This window comes from Streptomyces sp. NPDC088766, assembly GCF_044750845.1.
Lineage (GTDB): Bacteria > Actinomycetota > Actinomycetes > Streptomycetales > Streptomycetaceae > Streptomyces.
Window position 1 is genome coordinate 73,719 of record NZ_JBIVKQ010000003.1, and the last position, 14,409, is coordinate 88,127.

Annotated in this window: 18 protein-coding genes and 1 tRNA gene; 17 read left to right on the forward strand and 2 right to left on the reverse strand. The window is 72.6% G+C overall.

Annotated features, from left to right (window positions below; all coding sequences use genetic code 11):
• The first annotated feature begins 142 nt into the window (after positions 1-142).
• The 5 genes from ACIP5W_RS05595 (at position 143) to ACIP5W_RS05615 (ending at position 3,058) form a co-directional block, all read left to right on the forward strand.
• A complete protein-coding gene (locus ACIP5W_RS05595; protein ID WP_401467184.1) occupies positions 143-820 on the forward strand; it encodes an HdeD family acid-resistance protein in 678 nt (225 codons plus the stop codon).
• Between the two features lie 84 nt (positions 821-904).
• A complete protein-coding gene (locus tag ACIP5W_RS05600) occupies positions 905-1,216 on the forward strand; it encodes a hypothetical protein (RefSeq protein ID WP_401467187.1) in 312 nt (103 codons plus the stop codon).
• Positions 1,217-1,280: 64 nt separating this feature from the next.
• A complete protein-coding gene (locus tag ACIP5W_RS05605; protein ID WP_366060195.1) occupies positions 1,281-1,415 on the forward strand; it encodes a hypothetical protein in 135 nt (44 codons plus the stop codon).
• Between the two features lie 578 nt (positions 1,416-1,993).
• Positions 1,994-2,290, forward strand: coding sequence for a type II toxin-antitoxin system VapB family antitoxin (locus tag ACIP5W_RS05610; RefSeq protein ID WP_004943146.1), 297 nt, complete (start codon positions 1,994-1,996; stop codon positions 2,288-2,290).
• A gap of 126 nt (positions 2,291-2,416) precedes the next feature.
• Complete coding sequence (locus ACIP5W_RS05615) at positions 2,417-3,058, forward strand: LytR C-terminal domain-containing protein (protein WP_401467191.1); 642 nt, start codon at positions 2,417-2,419, stop codon at positions 3,056-3,058.
• 27 nt (positions 3,059-3,085) lie between these two features.
• Here the strand turns inward: ACIP5W_RS05615 and upp are convergent, their stop codons facing one another.
• Positions 3,086-3,721: a uracil phosphoribosyltransferase gene (gene upp, locus ACIP5W_RS05620; protein ID WP_382782575.1), complete on the reverse strand. Its 636-nt coding sequence runs from the start codon at positions 3,719-3,721 to the stop codon at positions 3,086-3,088.
• 137 nt (positions 3,722-3,858) lie between these two features.
• On the opposite strand from upp, the gene ACIP5W_RS05625 reads away from it, so the two are divergent.
• From ACIP5W_RS05625 to ACIP5W_RS05660, 8 genes are all read left to right on the forward strand, one after another.
• On the forward strand, positions 3,859-4,077 hold the full coding sequence (locus ACIP5W_RS05625) for a hypothetical protein (RefSeq protein WP_366060197.1): 219 nt from the start codon (positions 3,859-3,861) through the stop codon (positions 4,075-4,077).
• Between the two features lie 310 nt (positions 4,078-4,387).
• A complete protein-coding gene (locus ACIP5W_RS05630) occupies positions 4,388-4,918 on the forward strand; it encodes a hypothetical protein (protein ID WP_401467195.1) in 531 nt (176 codons plus the stop codon).
• A gap of 59 nt (positions 4,919-4,977) precedes the next feature.
• Positions 4,978-5,409, forward strand: coding sequence for a tRNA adenosine(34) deaminase TadA (tadA, locus tag ACIP5W_RS05635; protein ID WP_382782568.1), 432 nt, complete (start codon positions 4,978-4,980; stop codon positions 5,407-5,409).
• Positions 5,410-5,453: 44 nt separating this feature from the next.
• Positions 5,454-5,538: transfer RNA gene (locus ACIP5W_RS05640), tRNA-Ser, on the forward strand.
• 179 nt (positions 5,539-5,717) lie between these two features.
• Positions 5,718-5,894: a hypothetical protein gene (locus tag ACIP5W_RS05645; RefSeq protein ID WP_363090862.1), complete on the forward strand. Its 177-nt coding sequence runs from the start codon at positions 5,718-5,720 to the stop codon at positions 5,892-5,894.
• A 31-nt stretch (positions 5,895-5,925) separates the two neighbouring features.
• A complete protein-coding gene (locus tag ACIP5W_RS05650; protein ID WP_398094506.1) occupies positions 5,926-6,219 on the forward strand; it encodes a Dabb family protein in 294 nt (97 codons plus the stop codon).
• A 293-nt stretch (positions 6,220-6,512) separates the two neighbouring features.
• Positions 6,513-7,340, forward strand: a complete 828-nt coding sequence (locus ACIP5W_RS05655) for an RNA polymerase sigma factor SigF (protein ID WP_363090905.1) — start codon at positions 6,513-6,515, stop codon at positions 7,338-7,340.
• Positions 7,341-7,801: 461 nt separating this feature from the next.
• Positions 7,802-8,713: an RNA polymerase sigma factor SigF gene (locus tag ACIP5W_RS05660; RefSeq protein WP_401467200.1), complete on the forward strand. Its 912-nt coding sequence runs from the start codon at positions 7,802-7,804 to the stop codon at positions 8,711-8,713.
• A 793-nt stretch (positions 8,714-9,506) separates the two neighbouring features.
• Here ACIP5W_RS05660 and ACIP5W_RS05665 read toward each other — a convergent pair.
• Positions 9,507-9,710: a hypothetical protein gene (locus ACIP5W_RS05665; RefSeq protein WP_363090865.1), complete on the reverse strand. Its 204-nt coding sequence runs from the start codon at positions 9,708-9,710 to the stop codon at positions 9,507-9,509.
• A gap of 232 nt (positions 9,711-9,942) precedes the next feature.
• Between ACIP5W_RS05665 and ACIP5W_RS05670 the strand changes: the two genes are divergently transcribed.
• From ACIP5W_RS05670 to ACIP5W_RS05685, 4 genes are all read left to right on the forward strand, one after another.
• Positions 9,943-10,476 carry a MarR family transcriptional regulator gene (locus ACIP5W_RS05670; RefSeq protein WP_366060205.1) on the forward strand — a complete coding sequence of 178 codons (534 nt, stop codon included), beginning with the start codon at positions 9,943-9,945 and terminating at the stop codon, positions 10,474-10,476.
• 13 nt (positions 10,477-10,489) lie between these two features.
• Positions 10,490-13,000, forward strand: coding sequence for an MFS transporter (locus tag ACIP5W_RS05675; protein WP_401467205.1), 2,511 nt, complete (start codon positions 10,490-10,492; stop codon positions 12,998-13,000).
• Between the two features lie 70 nt (positions 13,001-13,070).
• On the forward strand, positions 13,071-13,892 hold the full coding sequence (locus ACIP5W_RS05680; RefSeq protein ID WP_401467208.1) for a YceI family protein: 822 nt from the start codon (positions 13,071-13,073) through the stop codon (positions 13,890-13,892).
• Positions 13,893-14,023: 131 nt separating this feature from the next.
• A partial coding sequence (locus ACIP5W_RS05685; protein ID WP_401467211.1) for a PPOX class F420-dependent oxidoreductase occupies positions 14,024-14,409 on the forward strand: 386 nt, incomplete at its 3' end.

Consider the following 14,409-nt stretch of genomic DNA (forward strand, 5'->3'; position numbering starts at 1 on the left):
GCAGGGGCCGGACGCGGCGGCAGGGGCCGGACGCGGCGGCAGGGGCCGGACGCGGCGGCAGGGGCGGCCGGGGCGGCGAAGGGGTAAGCCGGGCGGTCCGCCCCGGGTGGCGGGCCGCCTCCGCGGGGCCTGAGCTGGGCACATGACCGAGCCACCCGCCGGCACCCCCTGGGGCCCGGAGTACGACGACCGCAGGGTCCACGCCCAGCACACCGCCCAGCACGCCGCGCCGTACCGGCACGAGCCCGAACCGCCGTTCGAGGGGCCGCTGCACGCCCTGTCCCGCGCCGCCTGGCAGGTCGTCCTGCTCACCGGGGTCGCGTCGCTGGTCCTCGGGATCCTGGTCCTGGTCTGGCCGGGCGCCTCCCTGTTCGCGGCCGGCGTCCTCTTCGGCGTCTACCTCGTCGTCAGCGGGGTCTTCCAGCTCGTCGCCGCCTTCGGCACCCACCGGGCGACCTCGCTGCGCGTGCTGGCGTTCGTCAGCGGCGCCCTGTCGGTCCTGCTCGGCCTGTTCTGTTTCCGCGGCCCGATGCAGTCGATCCTGCTGCTGGCGCTGTGGATCGGCATCGGCTGGCTGATCCGCGGGATCACCCAGACGCTGGCCGCCGTCTCCGACCGGGGCATGCCCGCGCGCGGCTGGCAGATCTTCCTCGGGATCGTGACCTTCGTCGCCGGTGTCGTCCTGATCGACGCCCCCTTCGAGTCGGTCGCCGTCCTCACCCTCGTGGGCGGCATCTGGCTGGTGGTGGTCGGCGTCGTCGAGATCGTCACCGGGCTGCGCATCCGGGGCCGGGCCGAACGGGTCCCCCGCACCGTGTGAGCCCGTGCCGGGCACTGCTCCGAACGGGCGGTCCTCCCGCCCGGTGTGCTGAACGCCGGGCGTGTCGGGGGCAGATGACCAGCCATGAGCAGCACCGCGAGAAACCTCCCGCGCCACCGTTCCTGGCTGCGGGTCCTCGTGCTGCTGCTCGCCGTCCTGGTACCGGGCACACCCACCGCGGTCTGCGCGCCCGCACCGGTGGCCGCCGCGGAGATCGTCGAGTACGACGCCCTGGACGCCCTGCGTCCCACCGGGGCCGCCGCCCGCCGTGCCGCGGCACCCCGCCCGGCCCCGGCCCCCGCCGCCCCTCGCGGCCTCGTCACGCCCGCGCCGCCCCGGCCGCCGTACCCGCCGGCCGCCCTGGACACCCTGCGCACGGTGGTCCTGCGCTGCTGACCCCTCGCTCCGCCCCGAGGAGGACACGTCAGTTCGACGCTTCGAGAAACACAGGACTCACGCCATGCCGACAGACCCGTACGCGGTCCTGCGCGCCCTGCTGCGCGCGGAGGCCGCACGCAGCACACCGAAGCCGCAGACCAAGATCACCGACCGGCAGAAGGGGCGGCCGATCCCGGAGGACGACCGGGGTCACTGACGCGCGGGGCGGAGGCGGGCCGCCGCCTCCGCCGTGCGGCACGGAAGGGGGAGAACGTGATCCCCACCCCATGGCCCCAGCCCGATCCCCGTCCACCCGGACCACGAACCGCGGACCGCGGACCGCAGGCCACGAACCGCAGGCCGCAGGCCACGAACCGCAGACCGCAGGCCCGGCGCGGCCCTCGCGCTCGCCGTCCACAGCCTGTGCGCAGCCGCCGCGGGACGCGGACGCCGTCACCGCCCGGGGCCGGCGGGGCAGCCACGCCACCGGACCGGACGCACGGGGACCCGGGGGCGCGGCCGGGTCGCGGCGACCGGCTCGGAGGCACCGTTCCCGCAGAGGACGGTGCCGACGACCTCGCCGCCCATCGTGCCGGAGGCCGGCCCCACCGGCCCCACCGGCCCCACCGGCATCCGTGCCGCGGACGGGGCCGGTGAAGGCGTACCCGGAGGCGGTCCCGGCGGCCTCGCCGACACTCACCCCTTCCCTTGTGCCCCGGTTCGCCACCTCTTTTCCGGCCTCACACTCCGCCGCCATGGCTGCGCCCGGAACGTCAGGACCGGTAGGCTTTCCGTGTGATCTTCAAGCGCATCGGAAACGGCCGGCCATACCCCGACCACGGCCGGGAAAGCACCCGGCAGTGGGCGGACGTCGCGCCGCGCCCGGTCCGCCTCGATCAGCTGGTGACCACCAAGCAGCAGCTCGACCTGGAAACCCTGCTCGCCGAGGACTCCACGTTCTACGGCGACCTCTTCGCGCATGTCGTGAAGTGGCAGGGAGACCTGTATCTCGAGGACGGACTCCACCGCGCGGTCCGAGCCGCCCTCCAGCAGCGCCAGGTGCTCCACGCGCGCGTGCTCGAACTGGACTGAGCCGGTCCCCGAACAGCCCGACCTCCTGCCTCCCGGCCCAGGGCCGGTTGGCCCTTTCGGGTGCTCTGCGCGCTGTCGAATGATCATCTAGTAGGCATGGCCGCCCCGGCGCACTACGCTGCGCTCATGAGCATGCTGACTCCCCCCGGCATGGGCGGCCAATACCGGATCACGGGGGACAAGTACCCCCGGATGCGCCCGTCCCGACGACGCGGCAGGCTGGTCGGCGTCGTCGTCGCCTGCGGAGCCGTGCTCGGCGTGGCCGGCTGGGGCACCCTTCAGCTGATCGACGTCTTCACCGGCGGCGGGGCCGACGCCTCGGCGGCCGGGGCGAAGGCCGGCTGCTCGACCAAGGCGAGCCCCGCGGCCACCGTGTCCCCGGCCGTCCTGCCCAGGCCCGCGCAGATCACCGTGAACGTCTTCAACGCCACCACGCGCAGCGGCCTCGCCAAGACCACCGCCGACGAACTGAAGAAGCGCGGCTTCCGGATCGGCGAGGTGGGCAACGCCGGCCCGCAGTACGACAAGAAGGTCACCGGAACCGGCGTACTGCTCGGCCCGGCGGCCTCGCTGAACACCTCGCTGCCGGTGCTGGCCACCCAGCTCACCGCCGCCGAGCGCCGCACCGACGCCGCCCGCAAGGGCACCGCGATCGACCTGATCATCGGCAACGGCTTCAAGGCGCTGACCGGCCGACCGGAAGCGACCAGGGAACTGACGGCCCTGGCCGCACCGAAGCCGACGGCGACCACGAAGAAGGGCTGCTGAGCGCCGTACCCCAGCGGTGGGGCGGTGTTACTCGGCCGCGCCGTACAGACGGTCGCCCGCGTCGCCCAGGCCCGGGACGATGTAGCCGTGCTCGTTGAGGTGATCGTCGACGGCCGCCGTGACGACGGTGACCGGCGTGCCCGCCAGGTCGCGCTCGACGACCTCCACGCCCTCGGGCGCGGCCAGCAGCACCACCGCGGTCACGTCGTCGGCGCCCCGCCTGATCAGCTCGCGGATCGCGGCGACCAGCGTGCCGCCGGTGGCCAGCATCGGGTCCAGGACGTACACCTGACGGCCGGACAGGTCCTCCGGCATGCGCGTGGCGTACGTGGAGGCCTGGAGGGTCTGCTCGTCGCGGATCATGCCCATGAAGCCCACCTCGGCGGTCGGCAGCAGCCGGACCATGCCGTCCAGCATGCCGAGGCCGGCCCGCAGGATCGGCACCACCAGCGGACGCGGGCGGGCGAGCTTGACGCCGGTGGTGCCGGCGACCGGCGTCATGATGTCGACCTGCTCGGTGCGCACGTCCCGGGTGGCCTCGTAGGCGAGCAGAGTGACCAGCTCGTCGGCGAGGCGACGGAAGGTCGCGGAGTCGGTGCGGCGGTCGCGCAGCGTGGTGAGCTTGTGGGCGACCAGGGGGTGGTCGACGACGTGGAGACGCATGTCCACAACAGTAACCGGGCCCGACCGGCCCGGCGTCCCCACACACAGTGACCTTCTCCCCCTCGCTTGAACCGTTCGTCGGCATCAAACCGCCCTTCGCAGGGAAGGTGGTGGAAACGGACCAGGGTGGTGGACCAATGCCTGACCTGCCAGAGCGTGCGGCGCCGCAAGCGGAGGAGCCGCCGGAGAACCCGTCGGAGGAGCCGTCGGAGACCGAAGCGCAGCGCCGCAGACGACGCGCGCAGTTCCTGCGCGAGCTGGCCGAGGCCCGCGAGCTGCGTGACCGCGTCCAGCCGCGCCGCGCAAAGACGGCCCGACTCCGACACGCTATGCGCATGCGCACGTTCCGCTGGTAGCGGTCCGCTGGGTGCCCGTTGGGAAGACCGCCGCCGTCACGCACGTTAACGGGGGTGGGCGTGCGTGACCGCACGGCAAAGCCGCGTACGATCCGCGGTGGTGGCAACGAGTGCGCTGGTGAGTTGCTCGCGGACGTCCCCGTGGACCCGCGGTCAAAACGTCCGGACACAGGGAGCCGAAGACGTCCCCTTGACGCCTTGTTTCTGCCACGATTCCGAGTGGGTGGGGCTCGGAGCCTGAGCTCTCTCCGCCCGTAACCTCCGCCGGGGGGACCCCCAACCGGCACGCCTAAGACCAGTGGGAGTCACGGTGTACTTCGCCGCACTGCTCGCGCGCACCGAAGACGGGTGGGAAGCGAGCGACACAGAGCTCGACGATGTGGAAACCCTGTCGGATCTCGCCGACCTGGCCCGGGAGGCCTCTCCGGACGAGGACACCGTCCTCGTGCTGATCGAGCAGGAGGACTCCTGGTTCGGGGTCGTCCGCATCGACGGCGAGGAGGACCCGCGCATCTTCGTCTCCGACGCAAGCGCCGCCGCCCGCAGTTCGTACGGCGAGATCCTCCTCACCGACGAACTGCTCGGCCGAGATCCGGGTGACGCCGACGACCTGGACGCCCTCGACCTCGACGGCACCGAGGACGGCGACGCCGAGGACGACGGGGACGGCGCGGGAAGCGCCGGTTCGGCCGAGGCGGTGCCGCACGGCCCGGTCGGCGACGCCGGCATCCTCGACGACCTCGGCGTCGGCGAGAAGGAACTGAGGTCGCTGTCCTCGGACGCGCTCACCGAGATCGCCGAGTCCCTCGGGGCCTCGGAGGTCCTGGAGACCGTCCGCTGACCGCACCGACCGAGGGGGGCCGGCCCGCCGACCCCGTACGTGACCGCTGGCGGGCCGCGATGCGGCTCGCCCTGGACGAGGCCGCGCTGGCCGCCCGCGGCGGCGACGTCCCCGTCGGTGCCGTCGTCCTGGCCGCCGACGGCACCACCGTCCTCGGGGCCGGCCACAACGAACGCGAGGCGGGCGGCGACCCCACGGCCCACGCGGAGGTGCTGGCCCTGCGGCGGGCCGCCGCGCGGACCGGCCGGTGGCGGCTGACGGGCTGCACGCTCGTCGTCACCCTGGAGCCGTGCACGATGTGCGCGGGCGCCCTCGTCCAGTCCCGCGTGGACCGGGTCGTCTACGGCGCCCGCGACGACAAGGCGGGCGCGGCCGGCTCCCTCTGGGACGTCGTCCGCGACCGCCGGCTCAACCACCGCCCCGAGGTGATCGAGGGCGTCCTCGCCGCGGACTGCGCCCGGCTGCTCACCGAGTTCTTCCGCTCCCGGTGAATCCGATTTCAAAGCGGGGCTCACCTTGTTGTAAGGTCTCTCTCGGTAGCGTGTCCGAGCGGCCGAAGGAGCTCGCCTCGAAAGCGAGTGTGGCGCAAGTCACCGAGGGTTCAAATCCCTCCGCTACCGCTGAAGACACCCCCTGACCCGTGGCGACACGGGTCAGGGGGTGTTCTGCTGTGCGGTGGCACGGCGTCCCCGCGAAACGCCCTGCCCCGTCGTGGCGTTGGTCGGATGAAACGATGTGAGGGTTACACTCGCGGCCGGCAGCAGGGGGCCCCAGGGGCAGCACTCAGAGGGAGGCCGCGGTGGCGGTGAACGCCAAGAAGATCGCCGTCTACGTGATCGTGGTCTTCGTGCTCTACGTGATCATCACGGACCCGGAGAAGGCGGCGGACTACGTCCAGATAGCCTTCGAGGGCATATCGGACGCGGCCAGCGCCATCGGCGACTTCTTCACCTGGCTCGCCGACGGAGCGAAGTAGCAGCCGGCAGCCGTACTCACCGGGAGTGCCCTTGATCCGCCATCTGGTCCTCTTCAAGCTCGACGAAGGCGTCACCCGCGACGACCCCCGGGTGGTGGAGGGCGAAGCGGCCTTCCGCGCCCTGGGCGGACAGATCGAGGAGCTGCGCTTCTGGGAACTGGGCTGGAACATCAGCGACCGGCCCATCGCCTACGACTTCGCGATCAACTCGGCGGTCGAGGACGCGGAAGCCCTGAAGCGGTACCTCGAGCACCCTGCGCACCAGGCCGGCGTGGCCCTCTGGCGCGAGTTCGCCACCTGGGTGGTCGCCGACTACGCGTTCTGACGCCGCGGCCCGGCCGGGCTCCCGACTTCGCGCCCGGCGTTTCGCGCCCGACGCTTCGCACCTGACGCTTCGCGCCCGTCTTCGCGCCCCCGCCCCCGGCCTCCGGCGCGCGGACCGGACCGTGCCGCACTGAGCCCTCCGCCAAAACGGCGGGGGGCTTTCGCGCGTCCTGCGCCCAACTTCTCGCTCAACACGGTGTTATGGGGTGCTTGCACACACTGCACATGTCTTGTGATGCTATGACCGCTTTTGATGGATGAGTTGACCGATGTTGATCTGACGAAGAGGTGGCGTTGACCGTGTCGGCCAGTACTGCGCCGCCTCAGGAGGAGGCACCCGCCCCGACGCCCGAACGGCGCCGCGGCGCGGACACCCGGGCACTGACCCAGGTGCTCTTCGCCCAGCTGAAGAACCTGCGACCGGGCACCCCGGAGCACGACCGCGTGCGCGGGGCGCTCATCGAGGCCAACCTCCCGCTCGTACGCTATGCCGCCGGCCGCTTCCGCTCCCGCAACGAGCCGATGGAGGACGTCGTCCAGGTCGGCACCATCGGCCTGATCAACGCCATCGACCGCTTCGACCCCGACCGGGGCGTGCAGTTCCCGACCTTCGCGATGCCGACGGTCGTGGGCGAGATCAAGCGGTACTTCCGCGACAACGTGCGCACCGTCCACGTTCCGCGCCGGCTGCACGAGTTGTGGGTGCAGGTCAACAGCGCCACCGAGGACCTGACCACCGCCTTCGGCCGGACGCCGACCACCGCCGAGATCGCCGAGCGGCTGCGCATCGCCGAGCACGAGGTGCTGTCCTGCATCGAGGCCGGCCGCTCGTACCACGCGACCTCCCTGGAGGCCGCGCAGGAGGGCGACGGACTGCCCGGCCTGCTGGACCGGCTCGGTTACGAGGACCCGGCGCTGGACGGGGTGGAGCACCGCGACCTGGTCCGCCACCTCCTGGTCCAGCTCCCCGAACGCGAGCAGCGGATCCTGCTGCTGCGCTACTACAGCAATCTGACCCAGTCGCAGATCAGCGCGGAACTCGGGGTCTCCCAGATGCACGTCTCGCGCCTCCTGGCGCGCAGCTTCCAGCGGTTGCGGTCGGCGAACCGCATCGACGCCTGACGGCCGCCGCCAGGCCCTCCGCGGGCGGTGACGGCCCTTCGGCGGGCGGCAGCGGCCCCCGGCGGTCACGGCTCCTTCCCGGGCGGCGACAGCACCCGGCAGGCCGCACCACACCCCGGCGGGCGGGGGCAGCGCCTCGGCGGACGGCGACGTGTGGTCCTTCGGGGGGTCCTTCGGGGGGAAGATCCGCAGCCGAACGCGGGAGCGATCCATCACCGGCTCGGGCGAATCACCCGTTGGGGCGCTTCCCGCCCGAACCGTGCTGAAAAACCGTCACACCCCCTCTTTCCAGGGCCTATTCGTGACTCGCATGTCGACATGTCACTACAGCGTGTTGCCGACATGTGACATTCTGCCGGAAGCGCGTTTGCCGGGGCTTCGGCTCCGGTATTCAGGTGAAGGCTGGCGTTCCTCGATCCGGAGCGTTCGCCACGACCGTCCCGCGACCCAAAGGGGGTGGCATGTCCGCAGACCAGGGCAGCTCGAAGGTGCTCATGCTCACGAAGAGCGAGTCCGCGCCCACCGAGCCCGTCACGCCCGTCGAGCCCGACGTGCTCGACGACGTCACGGCCCTCGAGGCCGCTCCCGTCCCGGCGCTCCCGGCCACGGGAGCCATCGACACCCGCACCCTGTCCCGCTCCCTGTTCCTGCGGCTGGCCGCGCTCGACGAGGAGAGCCCCGAGCGCGCGTACGTCCGGGACACGCTCATCGAGCTGAACCTCCCGCTCGTGCGGTACGCGGCGGCACGCTTCCGCTCGCGCAACGAGCCCATGGAGGACATCGTCCAGGTCGGCACCATCGGCCTGATCAAGGCGATCGACCGCTTCGACTGCGAACGGGGCGTCGAGTTCCCGACCTTCGCGATGCCGACGGTCGTGGGCGAGATCAAGCGCTTCTTCCGCGACACCTCGTGGTCGGTGCGGGTCCCGCGCCGCCTCCAGGAGCTGCGGCTGGCCCTCACCAAGGCCAGCGACGAACTCTCCCAGAAGCTGGACCGCTCGCCGACGGTGGCCGAACTGGCCCTGGTCCTGGGCGTCTCCGAGGAGGACGTGGTCGACGGGCTGGCCGTCGGCAACGCCTACACCGCCTCCTCCCTCGACTCGCCGGCCCCCGAGGACGACGGCGGCGAGGGCTCCCTCGCCGACCGCCTCGGCTACGAGGACACGGCGCTGGAGGGCGTGGAGTACCGCGAGTCGCTGAAGCCCCTGCTGGCCAAGCTGCCGCCGCGTGAACGGCAGATCATCATGCTGCGCTTCTTCGCCAACATGACGCAGTCGCAGATCGGCGAGGAGGTCGGCATCTCCCAGATGCACGTCTCGCGCCTCCTCACGCGCACCCTGGCCCAGCTCCGCGAGGGCCTGATCTCCGACTGAGCCGTGGCGCGGTCCCGTCGCAGGGTCCGCGCCACCGTTCGCGGGCCTGCTTGCCGACGGACCGTCGACGTCATCGGTGCGATGCGCCGGCCGACGTGGGCACAGGGCCGCCGGGACGCCTCACCGGACGCGTCGGCGGCCGTCGTCGTAGGTGCGGAAGTCCTGTCGGCGGACGGGGACAGCGGCCCGGCCACCCCGGCCGTGAGCGAGCCCGAACGTGCCGTCGCGGACCGCCGGTGGTGCGAGGAGGTGACGCTCGCCTTCCACAACTCGGGCGGCGCGCAGGGCTGTTCGGGCCAGGTCACGCCGAGGGCGCACGTCGTCGGCGCCCTGGGCGCCGCCTGGGCGACGATCGAGTCGACGGGGAGCTTCCTGGTGCCGGTCGGCCCGAAAGCCCGCGAGCGCGGCACCTGGACGGTCTGCGCGCATGCCCGGCGGGTCCCCCGGGCATGCGCGCGGAGAGACGGGGCGTGTCGGTGCGGGGGGGGGAGCGACTGCGCCGACCGACCGGGGGTGCGGGTGGCGGCCGGGGGACGGAGCCCGGGGCGGCCGCCCACCGGGACGTGGAGCCGGGACGCATGCCTGCGGTCAGGTCGGGGCAGGGCTCGGCCCGGGCGCCCGACACGAGGGCGGCGTGCGGGCGTTCGCCGGACAGGCTCTTGGGATCCAGGTCCGGGCGCCGGCCGCGGGCGTGTGGCGCGCCCGGTCCGGGCAGACCGTCCGGTGCGGTCGGGCGCGCCCCGAGCGGGCGCCGCCGAGAGGGCCGTACCGCCGGGGCGCGCCGTCCCGTCCGTTACTTCAGTGCCAGCCAGGCCACCGCCGCCACGATCGCCACCGCCGCGACGACGCCGAGGATCAGGCCGAGACGGGGGCCTGCCGGAGCCGGGGCCGGGGCCTGGCGGGATGCCTGGGGGGTGCCCTCGTCGACGAACGCCCGGAACATCTGGGTGCTGCCGGCGGGGTCGTGGTTGCCCTGGGGGCCCTGCGTGTTAGCCATGCCCCGAGACACTAGCGAAAGCGGCCGGGGCAGCCCAAGCGGGGGCGTACTCCGGCCCGGCCGGTTCGGCGTGCTCGACCTGCTCGGCGTGCTCGGCCGGTTCTTCCACCTGGGCGTTTACTTCCGTAACACTTGCCTTTGCCAACTTTTTGCGGCACCCACCCCCCGTTTGTTTGCCTGCAGCAACCAAGCGCTTCTATGGTTGCCCTAAGCAACAAAAGCGGGAGGTGTGATGGCAGGGCAGGCGCAGTTCGAGGAGCTGGCGCGTCAGCTCAGCGCCGTCGGAGCCGTGAAGCGGGACCTCGGGCGGATACTGCCGGCCGACTGCTCGCCCGGCTCGGCGGGGGTGCTGACGCTGCTCGACCGGCACGGTGACCTGCGCATGAGTGCCCTGTCCGAGCTGCTCGCCGTCGACATGTCGGTGACCAGCCGGCACGCCGCGCACCTCGCCGAACGGGGCTGGATCGAGCGGTCCCCGGACCCCACGGACAAGCGCTCGCGGATCCTGCGCCTCACCCCCGAGGGCCACGCGATGCTCGCCGAGCTGACCCGCCGCAGCACCGATCTGCTGGCGGAGCGGCTGAGCGACTGGACCGACGACGAGGTCGGTCAGCTCATCGGGCTGATGACCCGGCTGCGCGCCAGCTTCGGCGACTGCCGGTCCACCCCGCACCGGCCCCACCGGCCCCCTCCCGTTCCCGAGAGCGAACACCCACGTGGACCGTCACGTGACCGGACCACCCGTACACCCGCACAAGCGACGTAAGAGAAGGAAGCCCATGGCAACGACCACACCAGCCGGTGTGCGGGCTCACGCGAAGCACGGCGGAGGGTCCGCCGGCGACGCTCCGATGACCCACCGGCAGATCATGGAGGCCCTCTCCGGGCTGCTCCTCGGCATGTTCGTGGCGATCCTGTCGTCCACGATCGTCTCGAACGCCCTCCCGGAGATCATCGGCGACCTCGGCGGCGGCCAGTCCGCCTACACCTGGGTCGTCACCGCCACCCTGCTGGCGATGACCGCGACGACCCCCCTGTGGGGCAAGCTCGCCGACCTGTACGACAAGAAGGCGCTCGTCCAGATAGCGCTCGTCGTCTACGTCCTCGGATCGGCCGCCGCCGGTCTGTCGCAGAACCCCGGCATGCTGATCGCCTGCCGTGTGGTGCAGGGCGTCGGCGTGGGCGGCCTCTCCGCCCTCGCGCAGATCGTCATGGCGGCGATGATCTCCCCGCGGGAGCGCGGACGTTACTCCGGCTACCTCGGCGCGACCTTCGCCGTCGCCACCGTCGGCGGTCCGCTGCTCGGCGGTGTCATCACCGACACGAGCTGGCTGGGCTGGCGCTGGTGCTTCTACGTCGGCGTGCCCTTCGCCGTGATCGCGCTGATCGTGCTGCAGAAGACCCTGCACCTGCCCGTCGTGAAGCGGGACGTCAAGGTCGACTGGGCCGGCGCGTTCTTCATCTCGGCCGCGGTCTCGCTGCTGCTGGTCTGGGTCACCTTCGCCGGTGACAAGTACGACTGGCTGTCGTGGCAGACGTACACGATGGTCGCGGGCTCGATCGCGCTCGGGCTGGTCTTCGTGCTCGTCGAGTCGCGGGCGGCCGAACCGATCATCCCGCTGCGCCTCTTCCGCAACCGCACCATCACGCTGTCCTCCGCCGCCTCGATGTTCGTCGGCGTCGCGATGTTCTCCGGCACGGTCTTCTTCGCCCAGTACTTCCAGCTGGCCCGCGACGAGTCGCCGACCATGTCCGGTGTCCTGACGATCCCGATGATCGGCGGGCTCTTCGTCTCCTCCACCGTGTCGGGACAGCTCATCACCCGCACCGGCAAGTGGAAGGCCTGGCTGGTCGGCGGCGGTGTGCTCATCACGGCGGGCCTCGGCCTGCTGGGCACCATCCGCTACGACACCCCGTACTGGAAGACCGCCGTCTTCATGGCCCTGCTCGGCCTCGGCGTCGGCATGATGATGCAGAACCTGGTGCTGTCCACGCAGAACCAGGTGGCCCCCGGCGACCTCGGCGCGGCCAGCTCCACGGTCACCTTCTTCCGCTCCCTCGGCGGTGCGATGGGCGTCTCGGCGCTGGGCGCCGTCATGGCCCACCGCATCGGCGACTACGCCCGGGACGGCATCGCGGGCCTCGGCCCCGACTACGCCTCCGCCGCTTCGAACTCCGGGGGCGCCATCCCCGACATGGACAAGCTGCCGCTGCCGCTGCGCACGGTCATGGAGAGCGCGTACGGCCACGGCATCGCGGACGTCTTCCTGATCGCCGCCGTCATGGCCCTGCTGGCCTTCCTCATCACCCTGTTCATCAAGGAGGTCCCGCTGCGGACCAAGGGCGCGCTGGCGCAGACCGACTCCGAGGACACCCCCGCCCAGGCCAAGGCTCCGGCCGCCGTCGCGGCCGCGGCTCCCGCCGGTGGGCAGGCCCTCGCCGGCGCCGCCGCCGAGACCGGTCCCGAGGACACGCAGCGGCTCGCCGCCACCGCCACCGCCACCGCCGAGGCTCCCGCGGCCTCCTCCGGCGGCATCCCGGTCCGCGGTCTGGTCCGCGGTGCCGAGAGCGCGCCCGTGCCGCAGGCCGCCGTCACGCTGATCTCCCTCGCGGGCCGTCAGCTGGGCCGTTCGGTCGCGCAGGCCGACGGCTCCTACGGACTGGACGCGCCGGGCGCGGGCTCGTACGTCCTCATCGCCTCCGCCGACGGGTTCCAGCCGCAGGCGTCCACGATCGTCGTCACCGGCGAGCCGGTCGCGTACGACATCCTGCTCAGCGGGACCAGCGGGCTCGGCGGTGTCGTGCGGGCCGCCGAGACGGGCGAGCCCGTCGGGCACGCCATGGTCGTCGTCACCGACGTGCGGGGCGATCTGCTGGCCACCGGCACCACCGGTGAGCAGGGCGAGTTCTCCTTCGCCGAACTGGTGCCGGGTGCCGTGACCGTCGCGGTCAACGCCGCCGGGTTCCGGCCGCGCGCCCTGCCCGTCGAGGTCGGCGCGACCGGGGTGACCCGCGTGGAGCTGGTCCTCGACGCGGGGGCGCAGGTCCAGGGCGTCGTCCGGGCGCCGCACGGTCCGCTGGCCGACGCACGCGTGACGCTCGTCGACGCGGCGGGCAACGTGGTCGGCACCGCCACCACCGGCGTGGACGGGGCGTACGCCTTCACCGACCTCGACGGCGGCGACTACACGGTCATCGCGACCGGCTACCCGCCGGTGGCCACCGCCCTGACCGTGGCCGGCACCGGCGTGGACGGCCACGACATCGAACTCGCCCACCCCGGCGAGTAGCACGACACGGCACCGGCCCGTGGCGGGGTGCTCCCCGCCACGGGCCGGTCTCTTCGAGGAGTTGCGTGAGATGGGACTGACCGCGAGGATCCGCACCCGGGACGGATGGGCCGTGTCGCACGCGGTCGTCACGGTGACGGACACGACGGGCACGCAGGTGCTGCGCGCCGAGGCCGACGCGGAGGGTGCCGTACGCGACACGACCGCGCTGGCGCCGGGGGCGTACACCGTGATCGTCACCGCCGTCGGATACGCGCCGGCCGCCGCGAGCGCGCTGGTGACCGCGAGCGGCCGGGCCGAGGTCGGCACGGTCACGCTGGCCCGGCAGGGCGGCACCGAACTGCCGCCGCCCGGCCCGTGGACCGTCGACCCGGCGCACTCCACGGTCGGCGCGGTCGCCCAGCACCTCGGCATCTCCAGCGTGCGGGGCCGGTTCACCGACTTCACCGCGTCCGTCGAGATCGCCCCCGACGACATCGGCGCGTCGCGGGTGGTTGCGGTGATCCGCGCGGCCTCCATCGACACCGGCAACGCCATGCGCGACACCCACCTGCGCTCGGCGGACTTCCTGGACGCCGGCGCCCACCCGGAGATCACCTACCGCTCGACCGGCCTGACGGCCGCGGGCCCGGACCGCTGGACCGTCCACGGCGACCTGTCCCTGCGCGGCGTCGTCCGCCCCGTCGATCTCGACCTCGCCTACCTCGGCACCGGCGCCGACCCCTGGGGCGGCACCCGGGCGGCCTTCCGCGCGACGGCCGACCTGCACCGCGAGGACTTCGCCATCACCTACAACCAGGTCGTCCAGGCGGGCATCGCCGCCATCGGCACGACGCTCAAGGTCGAACTGGACATCCAGGCCGTGCAGGGGGAGTCACTGCCGCAGGCGTGAGCGCGGGCACGGGCAGACGCAGGCGCAGGCGCAGGGACATGCGTGTGGGCGTGGACGTGGGGTGGACATGGGCACGGCAGGGTCGGCCTCGGCGCCCGCCCCCGCGCCGCCCCGGCGCCTACGCTGGCCCCATGGCACCGAACATCGCGACCAACACGTCCGTCTCCCTCGACGAGCTGCTGGACTTCGTACGTCCCCGGCACCGCGCGATCCTCATCACCCGGCGCGCCGACGGCAGCCCCCAGTCCTCCCCGCTGACCTGCGGGGTCGACGACTCGGGCCGGATCGTCGTGTCCACCTACCCGGAGCGGGCCAAGACGCGCAACGCCAAGCGGGACGAGCGGGTCAGCGTGCTCGTGCTGAGCGACGACTGGAACGGGCCCTGGGTACAGGTCGACGGCACCGCCGAGGTCATCGACTCGCCCGACTCCGTCGAGGCGCTGGTCGAGTACTACCGCAACATCGCCGGTGAGCACCCCGACTGGGACGAATACCGGGCGGCGATGGTGAAGCAGGG

Coding starts and splice junctions, on each gene's coding strand:
- upp (WP_382782575.1), bottom strand. CDS start 3,721: ATGCGTCTCCACGTCGTCGACCACCCCCTGGTCGCCCACAAGCTCACC.
- ACIP5W_RS05675 (WP_401467205.1), top strand. CDS start 10,490: ATGGCAACGACCACACCAGCCGGTGTGCGGGCTCACGCGAAGCACGGC.
- ACIP5W_RS05625 (WP_366060197.1), top strand. CDS start 3,859: ATGCCTGACCTGCCAGAGCGTGCGGCGCCGCAAGCGGAGGAGCCGCCG.
- tadA (WP_382782568.1), top strand. CDS start 4,978: ATGCGGCTCGCCCTGGACGAGGCCGCGCTGGCCGCCCGCGGCGGCGAC.
- ACIP5W_RS05605 (WP_366060195.1), top strand. CDS start 1,281: ATGCCGACAGACCCGTACGCGGTCCTGCGCGCCCTGCTGCGCGCGGAG.
- ACIP5W_RS05595 (WP_401467184.1), top strand. CDS start 143: ATGACCGAGCCACCCGCCGGCACCCCCTGGGGCCCGGAGTACGACGAC.
- ACIP5W_RS05665 (WP_363090865.1), bottom strand. CDS start 9,710: ATGGCTAACACGCAGGGCCCCCAGGGCAACCACGACCCCGCCGGCAGC.
- ACIP5W_RS05680 (WP_401467208.1), top strand. CDS start 13,071: ATGGGACTGACCGCGAGGATCCGCACCCGGGACGGATGGGCCGTGTCG.
- ACIP5W_RS05670 (WP_366060205.1), top strand. CDS start 9,943: ATGGCAGGGCAGGCGCAGTTCGAGGAGCTGGCGCGTCAGCTCAGCGCC.
- ACIP5W_RS05600 (WP_401467187.1), top strand. CDS start 905: ATGAGCAGCACCGCGAGAAACCTCCCGCGCCACCGTTCCTGGCTGCGG.
- ACIP5W_RS05615 (WP_401467191.1), top strand. CDS start 2,417: ATGAGCATGCTGACTCCCCCCGGCATGGGCGGCCAATACCGGATCACG.
- ACIP5W_RS05660 (WP_401467200.1), top strand. CDS start 7,802: ATGTCCGCAGACCAGGGCAGCTCGAAGGTGCTCATGCTCACGAAGAGC.